This window comes from Collimonas sp. OK307, from assembly GCF_900113705.1.
In the GTDB taxonomy this organism is placed as follows: Bacteria; Pseudomonadota; Gammaproteobacteria; order Burkholderiales; family Burkholderiaceae_D; genus Collimonas.
Window position 1 is genome coordinate 140878 of sequence record NZ_FOQI01000014.1, and the last position, 20453, is coordinate 161330.

Below are 20453 nucleotides of genomic sequence, written 5' to 3' on the forward strand. Positions count from 1 at the left end.
TGTGGCAACCAACACGGGCAAACCAGCCTCATCGAAACCGCGCATGAGACCCAAGCCGACAACATCATTACCCATCAAACTAAAAGAGACACAGCTAATGACTCCCGCCGAAATGCCTATCGAACACGCATTAGTTCGATCCACAGTTCGTCTCAGTGCCGGTTTCAGCGGTGCGCCGCCAACCTCTGTAGGAACAGGGTTCTTCTATAAAGTCGTCGAACCTACAGCGAACATTGCCAAAATACTAATTATTACAAACAAACATGTTGTTCGCGGAGCCGAAGTCATTCACTTCGTCTTGTCTTTCGCAACGTCCGCTGCCGATCTGAATGAACAACATCAACCGGTGGGTCGCAAGGACCTGGAAATAGCCTGGCCCCTTGAGGGGAACCTTTATCCCCACCCTGATACAGGGATCGATCTCTGCGGAATCGATGTGACCATTCCGGTAGGCAACGTGATGGGGACTGGCAATCAATTGCGAATGATGTGCCTTGATGCGCACTGGCTACCCCAGTCCATCGACAAGAAAAACATGCGTGATGTCGAGCAGGTTCTCGTTATTGGTTATCCGAGGGGGGTGTGGGACCACCACAACAACATGCCAATCGCGCGACTTGGCACTACGGCTACCCATCCTCTCGCTCATTATCAGAACAAGAGAGAATTCTTAGTCGATGTGGCGGCGTTTCAAGGCTCCAGTGGCTCCCCTGTATTTTCCTATGAAGCGCCGATGTTCCGGCAAGCCGACGGCTCCTTCACTCCAGGTACAAAAGTGCAACTCATTGGTGTCGTTTGGGGAATAATTGAGTCGAGCGTGGAGGGCGAACTAAAAGTTGTAGAAATTCCCTCCTCTCTGAAGCAGGTCCCTGTCATCAGCACGTCACTGAACCTGGCAATCGCGCTGCATGCCGATGCCATTCGAGAAATCGACGAACAGATATTCCCCGGAATTACCGGCGTCCAGCATCCAGGAACTGGACCTACGCAATGACTTTTTCTAGGCGTAAGAGCGCTGTGCCTAGAACTATTGCACCGCGATTCACAGAGGTGGATTGTCTTAGGCTTGACGATGACGGAAGTAGTGGCGATATCATGTCCAATCGGAAATAAATATTGTCCAAAATATAGAGAGGATTGGCCATTTTGATAAAAATACCCCACGAGCAACTTTTGTGTGAAGTCGAGGATGTACTCAGGAGTATGCCGTCGCGAGAAAAAATGTCCCACGCTCTCCCGGAAAATGAGGATTGGCTCGGAAGGGCAACTGCATGCGTTGATTTGTGGGACCGCGTTCGCGGGGTCATTTTTAAAGGGGAGGTCGAAAAGCTTGTGGGCTTCCGCGCCCAAGACCCAAAAGTGGCATTGCACGCGATTTTGACAACATTACATCAGGTGCGAACTGAATTACGCTTGTCGACGGTTGGACCACTTACGGTGGCCGTAGGGGCAACACGGGTGTTCGATTACTATAACGAAGTTCGCAAAGTGATTGAAACTAGCAATACCGATATTTTCTTTGTCGATCCATATTTAGATGCCGAATTTGTGTCCCGTTATTTGCCCCATGTCAGTTCAGGTACTACGGTTAGATTGCTAGGATACAAGTGTTTAAAAACTTTAGTTCCGGCCTTGGAGTTATTCAAGGTGCAAGAACGGATCAATGTCGAACTGCGTGTTGCCGATGGCTTTCATGATCGATATATATTTATCGATCATCGCGAGTGCTATCAATCGGGAGCTTCGTTTAAAGACGCAGCAAAAAAAGCGCCAGCAACGCTAACGCAAATTACAGACGCCTTTGCCGCAGTGTCGTCAATCTACGAGGCCATATGGGCGTCGGCTACCGTGCCCGAGCAACAATGAAAAGGCACCGCTCAGAAGCCTTTTTTCACTAACTTGAAACAGTTTTCACTTTCTGTGTTATCCGACAGCAGTTGTCACAAAGGCTATGTCTCAACGCTATAGCTCGACAACTGGTGCGACCACTGGCGGCGATATTAAGCCGGAAGGCGACGCACTAACGAAATTTGACCGTCGTGGGCCGCCGCTTGCCAATGCATGAGTGGTTTTGGCCAGTTCCGGTAGACCGAATATCTGACCTCACTGTAATCGGATTACAGTGAGCAGTCATACAGTAAAAATAGGGTATACGCCAGCGTAACACTTAGGCATTACACTTAATCAGCCGAGCTTGCGCGCAAATAGGGTTTGTTTAACCATGACTTGTACTTAGCCTGCAAGATCTAGAGTCTAACTTTGCAAATTCGCCAATATCGCCAAGTCTGCCCCTCAGTTTGGCTGAATTTTTTTCTGCCTACAATGATGGCAGTGTGCGGGGGAGCCACGCCCTGCGCCGGTGAGCGGAATCACACCGCAGCCCAATTCCCAGCGTCATTCCCCGACTCTCTCCCTCCACTCTCTGTTTTGACAGTGGTCGCTCGCCACCCACGTGGAAGTCTCCGTAATATCGAACCAGTGCAAGTTTTTCATCAACAGCAGTTCGATTATTGTATGCACAAATAATCATTGACAAGATTATTTATTGTGCATACAGTAATTATATGGCTATCACATACGACGCAAACAAAAGCAACCGCAACATCGCTGAGCGCGGGCTGTCTTTTGATCGCGTCGCCGACTTTGATTTCGATACCGCGCTGTTCGCCGTTGATGATCGCCATGATTACAGCGAAACCCGTATCGTTGCGATCGGTTACCTCGATAGCCGATTGCATGTGCTGTGCTTTGTTGAAACTGAATCAGGCATTCGCGTAATCAGTTTTCGCAAAGCAAACTCAAGAGAGGTAAAAGACTATGAAACGCAAAAAGCCACTGACTGATGCAAGCGGCGAAGTCCGCAAGCTCTCCCAGGACGACATCGTAAACATGACCTCGTTCTCTGGCCTGTCCTCGTCGCTTCAAGCCAAACTTAAAAAGCGTGGTCGCCCTATTGCTGAAATTACCAAAGAACGCATCACCATCAGACTGTCTCCTGTCGTGGTCGAGCAATTCCGTGCGACCGGCCCAGGTTGGCAAACGCGCGTCGATGCAGCTCTTGCCGATTGGCTTAAAGAACATTCACCCGCGGATCTGATCACTCATTAAATAAAAACCCGTCGTGCAATTAAGCAGGACGGCGAATCTTCGCTCGTAGCATCGGGGAGATAAGTCAAGGTAAGCCACAGAGCATATTCGCATATTTCGCGCAAAGACCTGGTCTGGCATATTCACGGTTGATCACTATGGCACTGCCAATGTTGTTGCCATTGCGCGCGGTAATGACGCCGGCCTGGCAGCCGCTGATGTCGATTCTAACAACGCCAGGTATCTGCATTTTCTTAAAAATCTATCGACGCACGATAACGATGTCTTTAAACATGCGCACGTGCTATTTTTAAGAATGCGTTCAGAGTAAAGAGCGCTATGCAGAGTAGCAAATAGACGCGGGCCAGAGGTGCTGAAACACCCATGACCCGCTAACCACAAGCAACTAAACCGGAGTTGAATATGGCTAAGCGCAATAGTACGCGAGATACCAGCACATCGATAGTAAACGCAACACAACGGCTCAACGTGTCCTTCTATCAGGACGATGATCCTGAAACACTCTGGATTCGTCTGCATGGTAACGGGATCAAGCAAACAGGCTTCACCCCTAACGCCAACGTACGTGTCAGAGTCATGACCGGGTGCCTGATGATTACCAGTGACTAGATTTCACTGACATCGTCGGCAAACAGAAGGCTGCTCCCGACTCCGCGCTAAACGGAGCCGGGAATTGTGTGTCGCTCACAATAATTCGAACCTCTTCTGTGCCAGGATCCTGGCCTTGTTGTTGCCGGTCACCGAGATGGTATCCTTGCTGCGGATCACGCGGTCCACGGTGTAGCGCATGGCACGTACCTGCGACATGATCTGGATGTCAAGACCGGTCAGATCGGGAGATCGGGGGCCAAGTCTTGCAATGACACATGCACGAAGATCAAGCAGCGATTCACAGGTTCGTCAAAGTGCATGTTACCGATGACTGATGTATCTCTATAATCTTTGAACTTGCTAACATAAACATGTCACTGCAAGATCTGACCCTGCCTTTCCCAGACTGCTATCGACGATTTTAAGACGGGCTTGCTTATGCCAAGTGCGCTGCAACCCAGAACCCGCCACTATCAAGGTCGTGCGACGGGGCTCTAACAGAGGCAGGCTTACTCTGCGCGCCGCAAGGCGTCAATCAGCTTGGCAATGCTGCTGACCTGCAGCTTTTCATAAATCCCCTGGATCTGGTTCCGTACCGTGGCTGGCGAGCGGTTCAGCGCCTGGGCGATTTCCTTGTGGCTTTCACCCTTGGCAATCAGTTGCGCAATCGTCCATTCGCGCTGCGTGAGTTGGTCGGCCAGGCAACGTGCACGGGCTTTGAGAAACAGCAGGCCGTGCTCGTAGTAACGGTGCACGACGATCGCTCGGCCCAGGAAACGCTCGTGGCCGGCCAACAGATCGACCATCAGTTGCGCAGGCAGATGCAACCCGCTCCAGCCATCCCACTCGGTTTGCGCCAGTCCGCTGAATTGCGGGTCTGCGTGGTAGAGCACACCACGTGCATCCGCAATCGCTGAGCCATAGGGCGACATGGCCTTGTCCGCGGCATCGAGCTGGCCCAGATGCATGACGCGATTCAGCGCCAGCGCCTGCATCACATGTGGGGCCAACTGGCCCAACAGCTGGCGCTCCTCCTTGCTGCCCTGTGCGTCCTTGTCGGCGCGGTACAGACTGATCCAATGGACAAATTGGGTGCGGGGATTGTTGTCTGCAGCAATAAGCATGTTTTCCACCCCGAAGCGCTGCGAGAAGTCGCGGTACTCACGCGCTGCACGGCCGGCGTAGAGGGTTTCGATGTTGATCGAGTAAGTGACCTCAGACTCTCCCAAGACCATGGATGCCGTGACATCCTGGTGCTTCAGCGCTTCATACTCCACCAGCATCTCGGGCGCGATTTCGTGCAAATGCACGGTGTGGATATCGATACCCGCTGGCGTGGTCGTCGCCGTGCCCCACATCGATGAATCAAACGGCAGCACCTCTTTGATCTGTGCCAGGGCGGCATCCTGGAAATACTGGATCGGCAACTCTTGCGACAGGCGGTACAGCCGCAGTAGCAGGGTGTTGAAGTCTGCCGAAATCTTCCCGTGATGACGCATCCGCCGCCTCCGTTCCATAGTGCAATTGCACTATTGTTACATTTTGTAACCAGATTGATACTTTACATCAATACGCGATCCGGGAGCCCGTAATTCACCTCCTGCGGGGGAAATTCTCAATGAAAAATCCACCAACCACCTTATAAAAAGGATTCTCGATGAATCATCTCACTCAATGGCGCCTGGCCCTCGCTACCACAACCTTGTTAGGCTTGAGCGCCTGCGGCGGAGGCGGAAGCGACGTCTCGCCGGCGGCCGTCGCCAAACCCGCGACCACCTTCAGCGGCACTGCCGCCACCGGCGCCGCCATGGCGGGAGCCACGGTCAGCATCAATTGCGCCAGCGGTACAGGTACGGCCACCACTGCCGCCAACGGTAGCTACACCAAAGACATTACAGACGTCACCCTGCCCTGCGTACTCAAAGCCACCAGCAGCGATGGCAACATGGTGCTTTATTCCGTCACCACGCCAAGCACCACCGGCAGCAGCGCCAGCACTGGCCAGGTGGCCAACATCACCCCGCTGACCCAACTGCTGGTCGCCAGCCTGGCCGGCACTGACCCCGCGACATTCTTCACCAATTTCAGCGCCAATGCCGGCACTGTGACAGCCAGCAACGTCAGCACCGCTCAAACGGCGGTCCTGACCACACTGAGCAATGCCGGCTTAGATGTATCCGGCCTGACTGATCTGCTGACCGGAGCATTGGTGCCGGCCACGTCCAGCACCGGTGGCAATGTCTATGACCAGATACTGGACGCGCTGAAAGCCCGGCTCACCGCCAGCGGCACAACGCTAGACGCATTGGCCACCACCGTGGCAGCCGCATCGCCGGCTGCCAGCACCACGACGAACAGCAACAACAACGTGGCCAGTCTGCCCGCCTCTCTGTTGTTGAAGGCAGCAGACAGCAACTGCTCTGCGCTACGCACTGGCGACTACTGGGTCATCAGCCCGACGATGAGCGGCGGCATTTCCAGCCAGTTCGCCAGCGGCAGCTTTGATGTGGCCAGCAAAACCATGACCAATCTGGTGGGCAGCTCGACCGTGCTCAGCGCCAGCAGCACCAGTTGCCGCTACCTGGCTGCTGACGGCGTCAGCGACGTTGTCGTGTCACAGGCCGGCGTGCTGATGGCGCGGGTGCTGACTAATGGCACCTACCGTCTGAGCGTTGCCATCCCCAAGCAAACCATTGCCGTATCGGAGTTGGCCGGTACTTGGAACGGTCTGGGTTTTGAGCTCAACGATGCCGGTACCGCCTATGCCACCGACAGCTTTTCGGCCACGGTCGGCAGCACTGGGATAGTCAGCACCGTGACGGCCTGCGACGGCGCCACCAGCAGTTCCAATTGCACCACCGTCAGCCCCAGCACGAGCTTCAGCAGCAATAGCACCGGCGGTTTCGACCTGACCAGCACGGCGGTAAGCGATACCTGGACAGACCGCGTGTTTGCCTACCGCGCCGGCAACGGCGACATGATGCTGGTGGAAATCGCCGGTAACGGCAGCGTGTCGACCTGGACACAGAAGCGCACTCTTAGCCAGCCTGCCGTGGGTTCGCTCGGCGCTGGCAACTGGACAGTACGCACTAGCAACAGCCTAGTGGCAAATGCCTTGTCCAACGACACCGGATACACCGTCACCGCTGTCGATGCCGGCACCGGCAGCGTAACGCGCACCGTGTTAGTCAGCCCCGGCGGTACCGATACCTATGACCAGACGATCGTCCTGAACAATCCGCGGGCCGGCTACAACTTCCGCGCCGCCACCACGGCCACCAGCGCCGCTGGCGCGAGCGTAGCGGTGCGCGAGCGAACCAGCCTGAACCTGCGTGGCATGGGCGTATCGGTGCAATCGGTACCCAGCTTCAACGCCTTCCAGATGGGCATAGACCAGCCCTGATCAACACTGCCGGCCCCACCGCAGCTGCGTTGGGGCCGGAGATGACCGCCCTCGCCCCAAATTATTTAACCAACGGGCTTGCTATTCAAGACGGTATCTGACCCTGGCTTTCTTGGGTTCTTGTCGGGCCGGTAAAAATCAATTCGCGATACCAAAATCAAATTAGCCCGGAATTTTATTTGCATTATTAGCAACTCACAACATTGATTGCCCAGACGTAATTTTTTTGCTACATTGCAAAAGCCCGCTAAGCATTCGGTATATGCTTTTAATTAGTGTGTGAAGCTGAATAGCAAGCATCCCATCTGACATAAATCCTGCCTGCTGCTATTTTCTACGACCGTCCTACAAAATGGATATCGCTTCATGGTTGATAGCAGTCTAGCTAAGCGCCTTACTCGCCAAATTCAACGATTTGAATTCCTCCGCGGCAGCATGGGCATACTCCTGGCGTGGTTTCTGGCGTGCGTGTTATTGGGAGCTTTGGTCTGGACGATATCGCTGGCAAAAATTCAAAGCGACAAGGCTGAGATTGAAAAGAATACTTTCACGAAAGCGACGCAACTCTCAAAGGCCTATACCGAACAACTGTCTCGTTCTGTTGATCAAATCGACCAGATAACGCGAAATCTTAAATACGGCTGGCAGACATTCCACGGGGCGTTAAAGCTGGAAGATCAATTGCAGCAGGGACTGTACCCAAGGTCGGCGCAAATTTATGCCTCAATCATAGATAGTCATGGAACGATTGTGACCAGTACTCTAGATAAGGCCACTGCGCCCAATATCGCTCAGAGGGATTATTTCAAAAATCGGCAGTTGAATCCAGAAAACATCCTGCGTATTGAAAAACCAGGCAAAGGGGGGCGTTCCGGGAGAAAAGTCATTCGCTTTACGCGACGACTGGACAATGCAGACGGCTCATTTGATGGCATAGTCGTAGTCGGTATCGAACCAGGTTTTCTTGCCGCATTCACCGACGAGTCAAGCCTGGGAACGAGCGATAGTCTGGCTATAAAAGATACGGATGGCGTCGTATTGGCCGCCAAAATGGGTGACCGCATCAGGTCATTGCCTACGATATACCGCTCTCCTCAGGTATTTGAACTGCCTGGCGGTATCAGGCGCATACCGGGGGATAAATTTGTTGACGGCGAGTCGCGCATCGTTGCCTGGCAAAAGCTAAGTAGCTATCCGCTTGTTTCCTTCGTCAGTTTATCCGACGCAGCTGCGCTTGCCGCGTATCAGCCTACCGCGGATAACTATCGCAATATTGCGATTGCGGGCAGCGCGCTTTTGCTTCTGCTTGCTACGGCCGGCATTTTCCTTTTATCGCGACTGGCTTGGCGAAAATATCAAGCGAATGAAGTGAAAAACACCTATCAACTGGCAATCGACGGCGCTCGCGAGGGTTTTTACATGGTGCGCGCGCTCTACGATCCACAACAAAATGTGGTCGACTTCATGATAAAGGACTGTAACGACCGCGGCGCTCTTCTGGTTGGTTACACAAAGGAAGAACTCGTCGGGAAAAAATTTTCCGACCTGTATTCAGGCGCGGTTTCTCAGCGCGTACTCGCCATTTTCCGTAGGGCGATGGAGATTGGTTTTTATGAAGACGAATTCAAGGCTTCGCATAATCGTAATAATAATTCGCAGCAAACTATTTGGATGTTTCGGCGACTAGTCCGCTCGGGACGCGGTTTGGCGATGACGATAAGAGACGTTTCCGAGAAAAAATCTTACGAACAAGCTCTGTTGAAGATGGCGAATATAGACGCCCTCACCTCGCTCCCCAATCGTCATTGGCTGATGAAATTTTTACCCGCGGCACTAAACCAGGCAAGAAAGCGCAATACGATGTTTGCCATTCTTTTCATTGACCTGGATAACTTTAAGGCTATCAACGATACGTTGGGCCATGAAGCCGGAGACCAGTTGTTGCAGGAAGCAGCGATACGACTACAGTCAGTATTGAGGCCGGTAGATAAGGTGGTTCGCCTCGGCGGGGACGAGTTCACGTTATTACTCGATTCTTTCGCCAGCCAGGAAGAAGTTGCTCAGGTAGCGGCACGCATCAACCAGAAATTTTCCGTACCCTTTGAAATTTCAGAGCAAAAAAAAGTCGTTTTCGTCGGTACGTCCATCGGAATAAGTCTATTCCCGCACGATGGCAACGATTCAGCAACACTGCTCAGGAATGCGGATATTGCCATGTATTCTGCCAAGTCCGCAGGCAAGGGACAATTTCGATTCTATGAGGAGCGATTCAGTGAGCACGGGATTGAGTACTGACGGCTATTTTCAACGTGACGATCACGCTCTCTGGCGCCACGGTTAACCAATAAATTTCCTGCCCCGCCACATCAACAATGAGCCTCCCATGAAAAAAAATAATGTATAAATATTTGATCGCACTTCCTGTAATAGCAGCCATGTTCTCAAGCTTTGCTTATGCAAAATGTGAGGGGGGTAGCAAGACGCTATTTTCGTGCTCTGCGAAAAGCGGTAAACAAATAGAAGTTTGCGATGCAGGAAGTACGATCAGCTATTCCTTCGGAAAACCACAAAGTAAACCTGACATCGCCCTGGCGGTTCCGCGCAAGTTTGCATCAACTAGCCAGTACCAGGGCATCGGGCGGGATATGACCTACTCGGTTGATATCCCGAACGGGAATACAACATACAGCGTCTTTTTCTCATCTGACAAGCTTGGCGACCACAACATTGAAAGTGGCGTAAACGTCTCAATCGACAATAAACCTGTGGCGACTGTTAACTGTTCTGGCGGGAAGGATATTGTCAATAACCTGGAAGGCGTTGATTTGAAGCCGAGCGAATGACGCCTTCGTGCGGCTATCAGCTGGATCCCGCAATGGCCGCCGTTATTACTTTGTTGAAGCCGCCACTATCCAAGGTTCGAGCCGCCTGCCGAACGCAACCGTCGCTTCGATGGAAGGCAGTTTGTCATTGCCGGCGTAACCATATTTCTGACTTTTCCTCAGCGTCGGCTCGAACACGTCTCGGAATTCAAAAGGTACATTGATGCTTTGCGCGCTAACATCTTTTATGTATCCGGTCATCAGCGGCTGCTTTTCCTTGTTGTAATTCACCTTCGGTTGAATCTGACCGCGCACAATGCTGTAGTGATGCGTATCCGGGTATTTCGCACGAAGCATTTCACGATCCGAACTGGCATCGACGATGAATAGCCGGCTATTCAAATTCAACTCTTGTGACAAAGCTGTCGGCTGATTCTTTTTTTTGTCATCCTCTGCCTTTTTCTTTGAGTCATCCGCATCCTCCTGTTTTGCAAGTTCGATGGACTGTTGATATGCGGGGCCATCGAATTCCATGACCAGGAACACCGGTTTAGAAAGCTGCTTTTGATAAGCCGTCCGACCACGCTCAGTATCAATCGGCATCGAAACATTGAAACCCAATGACGCCAGCTTCGCTTTGTCTAGCCAGCCAGGATCGTTGCCGCGGTATTGCTGGTATTGATTCACGGAGCCCAGGAGCCGCCATTGCAGTCCGAGCGAGATCCCGTTATTGTCATTATTCTGCGTCCTGCGGTAGGGGATTTGCAATTCACGTTGAGACAACTGGAGGGTGCTGTCTGCCAATCCGCTACGATTGAACATGACGCCCAGCAGCGCGATCAGATTCGCCAGGAGGATCAGCGCCACCCCTGTGATCATGGAATATCGGCGAGTCCAGCTCATCATGCTCCCTCCCCGGCCTGCATTGTCCGCAAACGCTTGAGAATCACCAGAACCAGAACGGCAGTCAACCCAAGCACTAAAAAGAACAAGTATTTGGGCATCGACTCCCACCACCAATCAAAAAATTTGGTGTACAGGAAAATGACGAAAAAAGTCACGCCGGTGTTGATCACTTCTGGCCAGTGGCGGCGTATGCCCAGCCAGATCGCGCCCGCGCTGAACAGGAATCCCGCGAGTTGGTAACCGTGTCTGATGAAATCGGTGTCAATATCAAGATAGCTGTTTCCGCCCCAGTCGGCCAATACCAGCATCGGCAAAAACAGGCTCAGAAGAGCAAACACGCGATATAGCGTCGCAAAACCGGCAAACCGCGAATGCGACACAAATTGCGGAATGAGGAATAGCATGATGGCCACCGGAAAGAAATTTTCCGGGCGTTCGCCAAAATCCAGCCAATACATGCCGCACCAGGTTCCGGTACGGGCGGAGACAAAGCCGATCAGACAAATGATCCCTGCTGCCAGCAGCAAGCGCAGTTCGCACGTGTATGCCAAGAGCATGGCAAACGCAGCCCACGCAATCAAGGCGTTGTCGGACGGCGTGATATTGAATATCTGTCCGAGCATGGTTATGTCGAGCACAAAACAGGCAAAGGACACCATGGCCACGAGTTTGGCGAAATAGCCGGTCGAGTCGCGCTTTTGTACCCACATCGTGCCTAGAAAAGTACCAAGCGGCGCCAAGACCAGGATTGCTACCTGCACAGGAGTCGATAGCGTTCCCCAGAACTGATAGAACAGAAAGAAAATACTCGCGGCTAACGCTAATGCCCCTAAAAAGGAAGCGATGCGCATTCCTGACGAGAGTTGCCGGGACTGGATGTTTCGGTCTATATCGAACGTACGGGAAAGGTCAGCGAGCAATGCTTGGTAGTGCGACGACACTGAATGCTGCTGCTCTTCTGATAGCGTAAGGACGCCACCCTGTTGCAGCCGTCCCAGTTCTTGCTGGAATACGTTGATTTCATCTACACGGCGCTGCGCTTCTGTTTGCGTGGGTATGCTCATGGTCTCGTCGTCATTTGTATGGTGTTGCGTCAGCGAGATCGGGGGCAAGCCTTGCAATGACACATTTCATGTTTTAACGCGGATAATCTATAGCTTGCCGTGGTATTTTCTTATTAACCTCTGATATGCCGATGGTATAACGCTCCGCCGATGTCGATGCCAACAACCCCAAGTATCTGCATTTTCTTAAAAATCTATCGATGCACGATAACGATGTCTTTAAACATGCGCACGTGCTATTTTTAAGAATGCGTTCGGAGTAACGAGCGTTATGCAGAGCAGCAAATAGACGCGGATCAGAGGTGTACCAGCACCCATGACCCGCTAACCACAAGCAACTAAACCGGAGTTGAATATGGCTAAGCGCAATAGTACGCGAGATACCAGCACATCGATAGTAAACGCAGCACAACGGCTCAACGTGTCCTTCTATCAGGATGATGATCCTGAAACACTCTGGATTCGCCTGCATGGCGACGGGATCAAACAAACAGGTTTCAGCCCCGATGCAAACGTGCGTGTCAGGGTCATGACCGGTTGCCTGATGATTACCAGTGACTAGATTTCACTGACATCGCCGGTACGGATCTGCAGCATTGCTGCAGATCCGTATTACCTTACCGTCAGATGCCCGCGGCGTTCAACGCGGTATTGAAGGTTGCGCTTGGCCGCATGACTGTCTTGAGCTTCTCCTGGTCGACCATGAAGTAGCCGCCGATATCCACCGGATTACCCTGCACCGCCTTGAATTCCGCCAGGATGGCCTGCTCGTTCTCGGTCAGTTTTTTGGCCAGTGGAGCAAACTGCGCCTGCAGTTCTGCGTCTTCAGTCTGTTGCGCCAGCGCCTGTGCCCAGTACATGGCCAGATAGAAATGGCTGCCGCGGTTATCAAGCTCACCGGTGCGTGGTGAAGGCGACTTGTTATTCTCCAGCAGCTTGCCGGTAGCGTCATCAAGGGTCTGCGCCAGGATCTTGGCCTTGTTGTTGCCAGTCTTGATGCCGATATCTTCGAGCGACACCGCCAGTGCCAGGAATTCGCCCAGCGAATCCCAGCGCAGGTGGTTTTCTTCCACCAGCTGCTTGACATGCTTCGGAGCCGAGCCACCCGCGCCTGTTTCAAACATGCCGCCGCCAGCCATCAACGGCACGATCGACAGCATCTTGGCGCTGGTGCCAAGTTCCATGATCGGGAACAGGTCAGTCAGGTAGTCGCGCAGGATGTTGCCGGTCACCGAGATGGTGTCCTTGCCGCGGATCACGCGCTCCAGGGTGTAACGCATGGCGCGCACTTGCGACATGATCTGGATGTCGAGACCAGTCAGATCGTAGTCCTTCAGGTAAGTCTTCACCTTCTTGATCAGCTCGGCTTCGTGCGGGCGGTACTCGTCCAGCCAGAAAATCGCCGGCATGCCCGACAGGCGGGCGCGGTTCACCGCCAGCTTGACCCAGTCGCGAATCGGCGCGTCCTTGACCTGGCACATGCGCCAGATGTCGCCCTGCTCGACGTTCTGCTCCAGCAGCACGGTGCCGTCCAGGTCGACAATGCGCGCCACGCCATCAGCCGGAACTTCGAAAGTCTTGTCATGTGAGCCGTACTCCTCGGCCTTTTGCGCCATCAGACCGACGTTCGGCACGGTGCCCATGGTGGTCGGATCGAACGCGCCGTTGGTCTTGCAGAAGTTGATCATCTCCTGATAGATCCGGGCGAACGTGCTTTCGGGGATCACCGCCTTGGTGTCTTTCGGACGGCCATCCGCACCCCACATCTTGCCGCCGAGACGGATCATGGCCGGCATCGAAGCATCGACGATCACGTCGTTAGGCGCATGCAGATTGGAGATACCCTTGGCCGAGTCCACCATCGCCAGTTCCGGACGGTGTTCATGACAAGCGTGCAGGTCCTTGATCACTTCATCACGCTTTGATTCCGGCAGGGTCGCGATCTTCTCGTAGACGCTGCTCAAACCGTTATTCGCATTGACGCCCAGTTCATCGAACAGCTTGCCGTGCTTGGCGAAGGCGTCCTTGTAGAAAATCTTTACCGCATGCCCGAAAACGATGGGGTGCGAGACTTTCATCATCGTCGCCTTGACGTGCAGCGACAACATCACGCCGGTTTCGCGCGCGTCTTCCATCTGTTCTTCGTAGAATGCGCACAGCGCCTTCTTGCTCATGAACATGCTGTCGATGATCTCGCCTTCCTGCAGCGATACCTTGTTCTTCAAGACTGTGACTGCGCCATCCTTGGCGACCAGCTCCATCCTCACGTCGCAGGCCTTGGATAGCGTCATGCATTTTTCGCTGGCGTAGAAATCCCCACCGTGCATGTGGGATACGTGCGTGCGGGATGCCGGGCTCCACTTGGCCATGGAGTGCGGGTTCTTGCGCGCAAAGCGCTTCACCGCCGCTGGTGCACGGCGGTCGGAATTACCCTCGCGCAACACCGGATTGACCGCGCTACCCAGCGTCTTTGAATAACGCTTCAGTATGGATTTTTCTTCGTCGGTCTTCGGGTCTTCGGGGAAGTCGGGGATCTTGTAGCCGCGTGCCTGCAGTTCGCGAATAGCCGCGATCAGCTGCGGCACCGAGGCACTGATGTTCGGCAGCTTGATGATATTGGTATCGGGTTCCTGAGTGAGGCGTCCCAACTCGGCCAGATTGTCCGGCACTTTCTTGTCATCAGCGAGGCAATCGGAGAATTCGGCAAGAATCCGAGCCGATACCGAGATGTCACTCTCGACGACGTCAATATCGGCCGCTGCGGCGAAGGTCCTGACGATAGGCAGCAAAGAAGCGGTTGCCAGAAGCGGTGCCTCGTCGGTAAGCGTATAGATGATGGTTGATTTACCTGCAGTCACTTTAATCTCCTTGCGGTTGATGTGTCGGTTGGCGCTGCCGCATTGGTTTGGTGCGTCCTGCCCCCTTGAGGGCGCGCTGAATTAGTCTGGAAACTGCGATTACATGGAGACAACGTATCCTTGAATGCAAGCCACATTTCCCAAGAGGTGAAGTTTATTCGACCTGCCGTTTAAGCGCCAAACAAAAATTCAGCCGGCAGTTTACCTTGAATCCGTTGCGCAGGTGTTCCGCATCATATTTCGGTGCTTACGCACCAATTAACGTTTTCGCTTCCAGGTACGACTCCAACCCGAGCACGCCATATTCGCGACCGATCCCCGACTGCTTGAAGCCGCCAAATGGCGCGAGCGGATCGTGCTGGAGGCAGTTTATCAATACACGACCGGCCTGCAGCTGCGTGGCAACTACCTTGGCATGTTCCACGCTGGTCGAATGCACATAGGCCTGAAGCCCGTAGATCGTATCGTTCGCTATCTCAATGGCTTCGGCTTCACTTCGATACGTGAGAATGGAGAGCACGGGGCCGAATATCTCCTCACGTGCAACGGCCATGTCGTTGCGAACGTTTGCAAAGACAGTCGGCTTGACGAAATAACCCGTCTCAAGACCTTCCGGCCGGCCCTCACCGCCAGCAATCAGTGTGGCGCCTTGTTGCAACCCAAGTTGGATGTAGTTTTGCACACGCGAGAACTGAGCTCGGCTGGCGAGCGGACCAATAACAGTAGCCGGGTCACTCGGCTCGCCCACCTTCATTTGAGCAACGACTGCTTTGACGATTTCGATCACTTCGGCTAAATGCCCCTCCGGCACGATCAGACGAGAGCCGGCAATGCAGGCTTGGCCGTTGTTCATGAAGGCCGCGTTCAGAGCGAGGGGAACGGCCTGCGAGAGGTCGGCATCGTCCAGAATGAGGGTGGGCGACTTGCCGCTTAGTGCAAGGCTGACCCGCTTCATGGTAGCCGTAGCCGCTCGCTGGATGATCTGGCCAACCGTTGTCGAGCCTGTGAAGGAGATCTTGGCAACGTTCGGATTCGTGCTCAATTCACCACCTACGATGTCGCCGCGCCCCGTTACCACATTGGCGACACCCGCCGGCAATCCGGCGTCGTGAATCGCTTCCATTACGATTTGGTTTTGGAGGGCGCTCATCTCGCTAGGCTTGATCACTGAAGCGCAGCCCGCCGCGATTGCCATGGCCAGCTTGCTGCAGATGGACCCTGCAGAACTATTCCACGGTGTAATGAGTGCAGCAACGCCTACCGATTCCATCGTCACGATTGAGCTCCCCATTTGCCGGGTGAAGCCGTAGCTCTCCAATACCTGGGCAGCGTCGAGGAAGGACTGCGCTGAGAAATTTGCAATCCAGGCTGCGCGCGACACAGGCGCACCGTATTCCTCAATCGTGGCGTCACGCAGCGCGTCGGCTCGGGCCAAGATGGCTGCGTGCAGTCGCGTCAACATCGCGATGCGCTCCGCCTTGGTGGTCCGGGCAAATGCGGGTTGAGCTCGATTTGCCGCAGCGACGGCTCGCTGCGTGTCCTCGGTGTCGGCCAAGGTGACTATGGCTATGACCTGTTCAGTGGTCGGGTTGATAACGTCGAAGGTGTCCGTGCCGTGTGGCGCCACGAAGGCACCGTCAATATAGAATTGGTCGAGAAGTCGCATGATTGTTCCTTTGAAGTGCAGCCAAACCTGGCTTGTGCTTGTAAGTCTACGCGCGAGCAACTAGCCTGATAAGATAGATAAAACATGATTAATCATTACGAAAATCGGAACAATGCATAAATCAGGTTTGATCGAATTGGAGGCGGTGCTTGCCGTGGCCCGATGCCGCGGTTTCCGGGCAGCGGCGACAGCGCTTGGGATGTCCACGACCGCCGTGAGCAATGCGGTGGCCGGGCTGGAGGCGCGACTCGGTGTGCGTTTGTTTAACCGGACCACACGAAGTGTCGCCCTGACGGAGGCAGGAGAGCAATTCGTTGCGCGCGTTGCGCCGGCCATGGTTGAGATTCACGGCGCCATAGAGGGAATTAACGAGCACCGGCAGACTCCAAAAGGAACGCTGCGCCTTAATGCCTCCGCCGGAGCGGCGCGGATGGTCTTTTCGAGGGTAATCGCGGAGTACCTGCGGCGTTATCCAGAAATGAAAGTGGAAATCGTTACCGAGGGGCGCATGATTGACGTCGTGGGTGAAGACTACGATGCCGGCATCCGGCTGAGCGAAATGGTTCCGCGCGATATGGTCAGGGTGCCTATCGGCGCGAAACTGCGCATGGCGGTGGTTGGGTCTCCCGGGTACTTTTCTGAGTTCCCGATCCCCGTGTCGCCGGCCGATCTTGCCGCGCATCGGTGTGTTCGCACTCGGTTTCCCAGCGGTGCAGCCTCACCTTGGGAGTTTGCGCGGCGTGGCGAGACGATTAGCGTCGATGTGCCCGGGGTGCTCACGCTTGACGAGCCCAATTTGATTTACGATGCCGCGCGCGTGGGTGCCGGTCTAGCGTATTTGGGCGAGTGGTACGTCGCTGAAGACATCGAGGCTGGGCGGTTGATACGTGTCTTGGACGATTGGACGCCATCATTTCCCGGTCTGGCACTCTATTACGCGCAAGGCCGGCACATGGCCGCAGGCCTGCGCGCGCTGGTTGACTTGGTTCATGAGCTTAGCGACTAGCATCACCGGTAAATAGTGCACTTAAGAAAGCTCTGTATATGGCGGAGCGTACGATCAGAGTGATTGCAATTAAAGTGATTGCATATAGCTATCAATTTAATGGAAATAATTAATTTCATTTATCAGTGAATTGAAATTATTATAAATACGCCATTTGATAATCAAGAGATGCTTCATGAAAAATACTTCACTTCCCGGGCGCTATATCGGGCTGCCAGCTCTATGTCTAGCGACCATCGCAGTGGCGGTCATTGCCCTTGGCAGCGGTCCAAGTATTGCAGCAGCTCCCACTCGGGATAAGGGCGCAGTAATAGGCGATAATCAAAGTTTACAAACTGTTGGCCCGAACGACTTGGTTAAAGAGATGTTGTAGTAATCACCCAACTTACCCACGACAAAGGAGATCCCCATGTCAACTGAAGCCAAATGTCCTTTCCACCACGCCGGCGGCGGCACAACGAACAAAGACTGGTGGCCGAATCAGCTGCGCGTTGATTTGCTGAACCAGCATTCCAATAAATCCAATCCGCTGGGCGAGAAGTTTAACTACGCTGAAGAGTTCAAGAAACTTGACTACAAGGCGCTCAAGGCAGATCTGATCAAACTCATGACCGACAGCCAGGACTGGTGGCCGGCCGATTTTGGTCACTATGGTCCGCAGTTCATCCGCATGGCCTGGCATTCGGCCGGCACCTATCGCACCCTCGACGGCCGAGGCGGCGGCGGTCGTGGACAACAGCGTTTCGCACCGCTCAATTCGTGGCCGGACAACGTCAATATTGATAAATCGCGCCGCCTGTTGTGGCCGATCAAGCAAAAGTATGGCCAGAAAATCTCCTGGGCCGACCTTTTCATCCTGGCCGGTAATGTGGCGCTGGAGTCCATGGGCTTCCGCACCTTCGGTTTCGCTGGCGGCCGTGAAGACGTGTGGGAACCGGATCTGGACGTGAACTGGGGCGCCGAGACCACCTGGCTGGGGACCGACAAGCGCTTCCATGGTGACCGCGAACTGGACAACAACCTTGCGGCCACCCACATGGGCCTGATCTACGTGAACCCGGAAGGCCCGAACGCCAGTGGCGACTACATGGCTGCAGCCAAGGACATTCGCGCCACCTTCAGCCGCATGGCCATGGACGACGAGGAGATCGTTGCCTTGATCGCCGGCGGCCACACCTTCGGCAAAGCGCACGGCGCCGCGCCCGAATCGCACAAGGGCCCCGAACCGGAAGGCGCAGGCATCGCAGCCCAGGGCTTGGGCTGGAACAGCAACTTTGGCAGCGGCCACGGCAAAGACACCGTGTCCAGTGGCCTGGAAGTGACCTGGACCAAAACCCCGGCATTGTGGAGTAACAACTTCTTCGAGAACCTGTTCAAGTACGACTGGGAGCTCACCCATTCGCCGGCTGGAGCCAAACAGTGGGTGGCCAAGAATGCCGAGGACATCATTCCCGACGCGCATATACAAGGCAAGTTCCACAAGCCCACCATGCTGACCACCGACCTGACGCTGCGCTTCGACCCGGAGTTCGGCAAGATATCCAAGCGCTTCCATGAGGACCCGCAAGCCTTTGCAGAAGCTTTTGCGCGCGCTTGGTATAAACTGACCCACCGTGACATGGGCCCAAAGGCACGTTACCTCGGCCCCGAAGTGCCGCAGGAAGATATGCTCTGGCAGGACCCATTGCCGGCTGCGACGCACCAGCCTTCACCGGCCGACATTGCCGATATCAAGGCCAAGATCGCAGCCTCCGGTCTATCGGTAGCCGAGTTGGTGTCGGTGGCCTGGGCTTCCGCCTCCACCTTCCGTGGCGGTGACAAACGCGGCGGCGCCAATGGCGCACGCCTGGCTCTGGCCCCTCAGAAGGACTGGGAAGTCAACGCGACGGCAGTGAGTGTTTTGCCAAAGCTGGTCGACATTCAGAAGGCTTCGGGCAAGGCCTCGCTGGCTGACGTGATTGTGCTCGCCGGCGGTGTTGGTGTTGAACAGGCAGCCAAGGCGGGTGGGATCTCAATCGAGGTGCCCTTCGCTCCGGGCCGCACCGACGCCAAACAGGAACAGACGGATGTCGAGGCCTTTGCCGTGCTGGAGCCACTCGCCGACGGTTTCCGCAACTACAATCCGGGCAAGTCCAGTGCTGCGACCGAAGCGTTGCTGGTCGACCGGGCTCAGTTGCTGACACTGACTGCACCGGAGCTCACCGCGCTGGTCGGCGGCCTGCGGGTACTCGGCGCCAACTTTGATCGTAGCAAGCACGGCGTGTTCACCGACAAGGTCGGCGTACTCAGCAATGACTTCTTCGTCAATCTTCTGGACATGGACCTGGAGTGGAAAGCCGTGGACAGCGAGGCCGAATTGTTCGAAGGACGCGACCGCAAGACCGGCGCGGTCAAGTACACAGGCACGCGCAACGATCTGATCTTCGGTTCCAACTCGGTGCTGCGGGCTTATGCCGAGGTCTATGCAGTTGCGGATGCCAAGGAGAAGTTCGCCAAGGACTTCGTCGCGGCTTGGGTCAAGGTCATGAACGCGGACCGCTTCGATCTCGCGTAATGTCGACTGCAGGGGCCTTGTCTGGTTCAAGGACAGACAGGGCCTGCTGCGCCAGCGTCGATAGGCTTGCGCTCCGGCTAGCGACGAACATCACGATTGATAGAATGAACAAGCAAAAAGCCAGTCGCGTAAGCTGACTGGCTTTTTTATGCCTGTAATAATCGTGTATCACTCGTGAATTTGCCCGGGGCGGATGTATATATCGGCATCGTATTCCGCGGCTTTTCAGGTGTTGTACAAAGCGTTCGCGCAAAGCAAAAACCCTCTGAGGATAAGCTCAGAGGGTTTTTTAATAAAAGCCTGACGATGACCTACTTTCACACTGGTTGCAGCACTATCATCGGCGCAAATTCGTTTCACGGTCCTGTTCGGGATGGGAAGGGGTGGTACCAAATCGCTATGGTCATCAGGCATAACTTGTAACCGCTGTTCGTTCTCCAGGTGGAGCAACGCACAACGCAATCTAGAAGAAGTA

General features: G+C 54.4%; 17 protein-coding genes, 1 rRNA gene and 1 pseudogene. 12 read left to right on the forward strand and 7 right to left on the reverse strand.

Annotation, left to right across the window (positions count from 1 at the left end; translation table 11 throughout):
• Positions 1 to 97 precede the first annotated feature (97 nt).
• The 5 genes from BM205_RS17910 to BM205_RS24785 all read left to right on the forward strand — a co-directional run bounded on the left by BM205_RS17910 (position 98) and on the right by BM205_RS24785 (position 3717).
• Complete coding sequence (locus BM205_RS17910) at positions 98 to 994, forward strand: trypsin-like peptidase domain-containing protein (protein WP_175511309.1); 897 nt, start codon at positions 98 to 100, stop codon at positions 992 to 994.
• A gap of 227 nt (positions 995 to 1221) precedes the next feature.
• A complete protein-coding gene (locus BM205_RS17915; protein ID WP_139227314.1) occupies positions 1222 to 1866 on the forward strand; it encodes a hypothetical protein in 645 nt (214 codons plus the stop codon).
• Between the two features lie 698 nt (positions 1867 to 2564).
• A complete protein-coding gene (locus BM205_RS17920) occupies positions 2565 to 2843 on the forward strand; it encodes a BrnT family toxin (protein WP_092416245.1) in 279 nt (92 codons plus the stop codon).
• Positions 2818 to 3108: a BrnA antitoxin family protein gene (locus BM205_RS17925; RefSeq protein WP_092416221.1), complete on the forward strand. Its 291-nt coding sequence runs from the start codon at positions 2818 to 2820 to the stop codon at positions 3106 to 3108. The genes BM205_RS17920 and BM205_RS17925 overlap by 26 nt, the downstream gene beginning before the upstream one ends.
• A gap of 402 nt (positions 3109 to 3510) precedes the next feature.
• Positions 3511 to 3717 (forward strand): SymE family type I addiction module toxin, encoded by a 207-nt coding sequence (locus BM205_RS24785; protein ID WP_092416222.1) that lies wholly within the window; start codon positions 3511 to 3513, stop codon positions 3715 to 3717.
• Positions 3718 to 3837: 120 nt separating this feature from the next.
• On the opposite strand, the pseudogene BM205_RS24345 reads toward BM205_RS24785, so the two are convergent.
• Both BM205_RS24345 and BM205_RS17935 read right to left on the reverse strand, forming a co-directional pair.
• Positions 3838 to 3942: pseudogene (locus tag BM205_RS24345) on the reverse strand (NADP-dependent isocitrate dehydrogenase); the annotation flags it as partial.
• A gap of 266 nt (positions 3943 to 4208) precedes the next feature.
• Positions 4209 to 5198, reverse strand: a complete 990-nt coding sequence (locus tag BM205_RS17935) for a helix-turn-helix transcriptional regulator (RefSeq protein ID WP_092416223.1) — start codon at positions 5196 to 5198, stop codon at positions 4209 to 4211.
• A 158-nt stretch (positions 5199 to 5356) separates the two neighbouring features.
• On the opposite strand from BM205_RS17935, the gene BM205_RS17940 reads away from it, so the two are divergent.
• From BM205_RS17940 to BM205_RS17950, 3 genes are all read left to right on the forward strand, one after another.
• The gene (locus tag BM205_RS17940) at positions 5357 to 7102 is read left to right on the forward strand and encodes an autotransporter outer membrane beta-barrel domain-containing protein (protein WP_092416224.1); all 1746 of its coding nucleotides are present in this window, start codon (positions 5357 to 5359) and stop codon (positions 7100 to 7102) included.
• Between the two features lie 366 nt (positions 7103 to 7468).
• The gene (locus tag BM205_RS17945) at positions 7469 to 9397 is read left to right on the forward strand and encodes a diguanylate cyclase domain-containing protein (protein ID WP_092416225.1); all 1929 of its coding nucleotides are present in this window, start codon (positions 7469 to 7471) and stop codon (positions 9395 to 9397) included.
• A 101-nt stretch (positions 9398 to 9498) separates the two neighbouring features.
• Entirely contained in the window at positions 9499 to 9945 is a 447-nt protein-coding gene (locus tag BM205_RS17950; protein ID WP_092416226.1) for a hypothetical protein, read from the forward strand.
• A gap of 45 nt (positions 9946 to 9990) precedes the next feature.
• On the opposite strand, the gene BM205_RS17955 is transcribed toward BM205_RS17950, so the two are convergent.
• Positions 9991 to 10830: a DUF4824 family protein gene (locus BM205_RS17955; protein ID WP_092416227.1), complete on the reverse strand. Its 840-nt coding sequence runs from the start codon at positions 10828 to 10830 to the stop codon at positions 9991 to 9993.
• Positions 10827 to 11894, reverse strand: a complete 1068-nt coding sequence (locus BM205_RS17960) for a DUF2157 domain-containing protein (protein WP_092416246.1) — start codon at positions 11892 to 11894, stop codon at positions 10827 to 10829. Before BM205_RS17960 ends, BM205_RS17955 begins: the two co-directional genes overlap by 4 nt.
• A 355-nt stretch (positions 11895 to 12249) precedes the next feature.
• On the opposite strand from BM205_RS17960, the gene BM205_RS17965 reads away from it, so the two are divergent.
• Positions 12250 to 12456 (forward strand): SymE family type I addiction module toxin, encoded by a 207-nt coding sequence (locus tag BM205_RS17965; RefSeq protein ID WP_092416228.1) that lies wholly within the window; start codon positions 12250 to 12252, stop codon positions 12454 to 12456.
• 61 nt (positions 12457 to 12517) lie between these two features.
• Here BM205_RS17965 and BM205_RS17970 read toward each other — a convergent pair whose 3' ends face one another.
• Together BM205_RS17970 and BM205_RS17975 are read right to left on the reverse strand one after the other, a co-directional pair.
• Positions 12518 to 14752: an NADP-dependent isocitrate dehydrogenase gene (locus BM205_RS17970; protein WP_092416229.1), complete on the reverse strand. Its 2235-nt coding sequence runs from the start codon at positions 14750 to 14752 to the stop codon at positions 12518 to 12520.
• Positions 14753 to 14999: 247 nt separating this feature from the next.
• A complete protein-coding gene (locus BM205_RS17975; protein WP_092416230.1) occupies positions 15000 to 16418 on the reverse strand; it encodes an aldehyde dehydrogenase family protein in 1419 nt (472 codons plus the stop codon).
• A 112-nt stretch (positions 16419 to 16530) separates the two neighbouring features.
• Between BM205_RS17975 and BM205_RS17980 the strand changes: the two genes are divergently transcribed.
• The 3 genes from BM205_RS17980 to katG all read left to right on the forward strand — a co-directional run bounded on the left by BM205_RS17980 (position 16531) and on the right by katG (position 19978).
• The gene (locus tag BM205_RS17980; RefSeq protein ID WP_092416231.1) at positions 16531 to 17424 is read left to right on the forward strand and encodes a LysR family transcriptional regulator; all 894 of its coding nucleotides are present in this window, start codon (positions 16531 to 16533) and stop codon (positions 17422 to 17424) included.
• 175 nt (positions 17425 to 17599) lie between these two features.
• Positions 17600 to 17797 (forward strand): hypothetical protein, encoded by a 198-nt coding sequence (locus BM205_RS24095; RefSeq protein WP_139227315.1) that lies wholly within the window; start codon positions 17600 to 17602, stop codon positions 17795 to 17797.
• Positions 17798 to 17833: 36 nt separating this feature from the next.
• Entirely contained in the window at positions 17834 to 19978 is a 2145-nt protein-coding gene (gene katG / locus BM205_RS17985; protein ID WP_092416232.1) for a catalase/peroxidase HPI, read from the forward strand.
• Between the two features lie 298 nt (positions 19979 to 20276).
• Here the strand turns inward: katG and rrf are convergent.
• A 5S ribosomal RNA gene (rrf, locus tag BM205_RS17990) occupies positions 20277 to 20389 on the reverse strand.
• Positions 20390 to 20453: the final 64 nt, after the last annotated feature.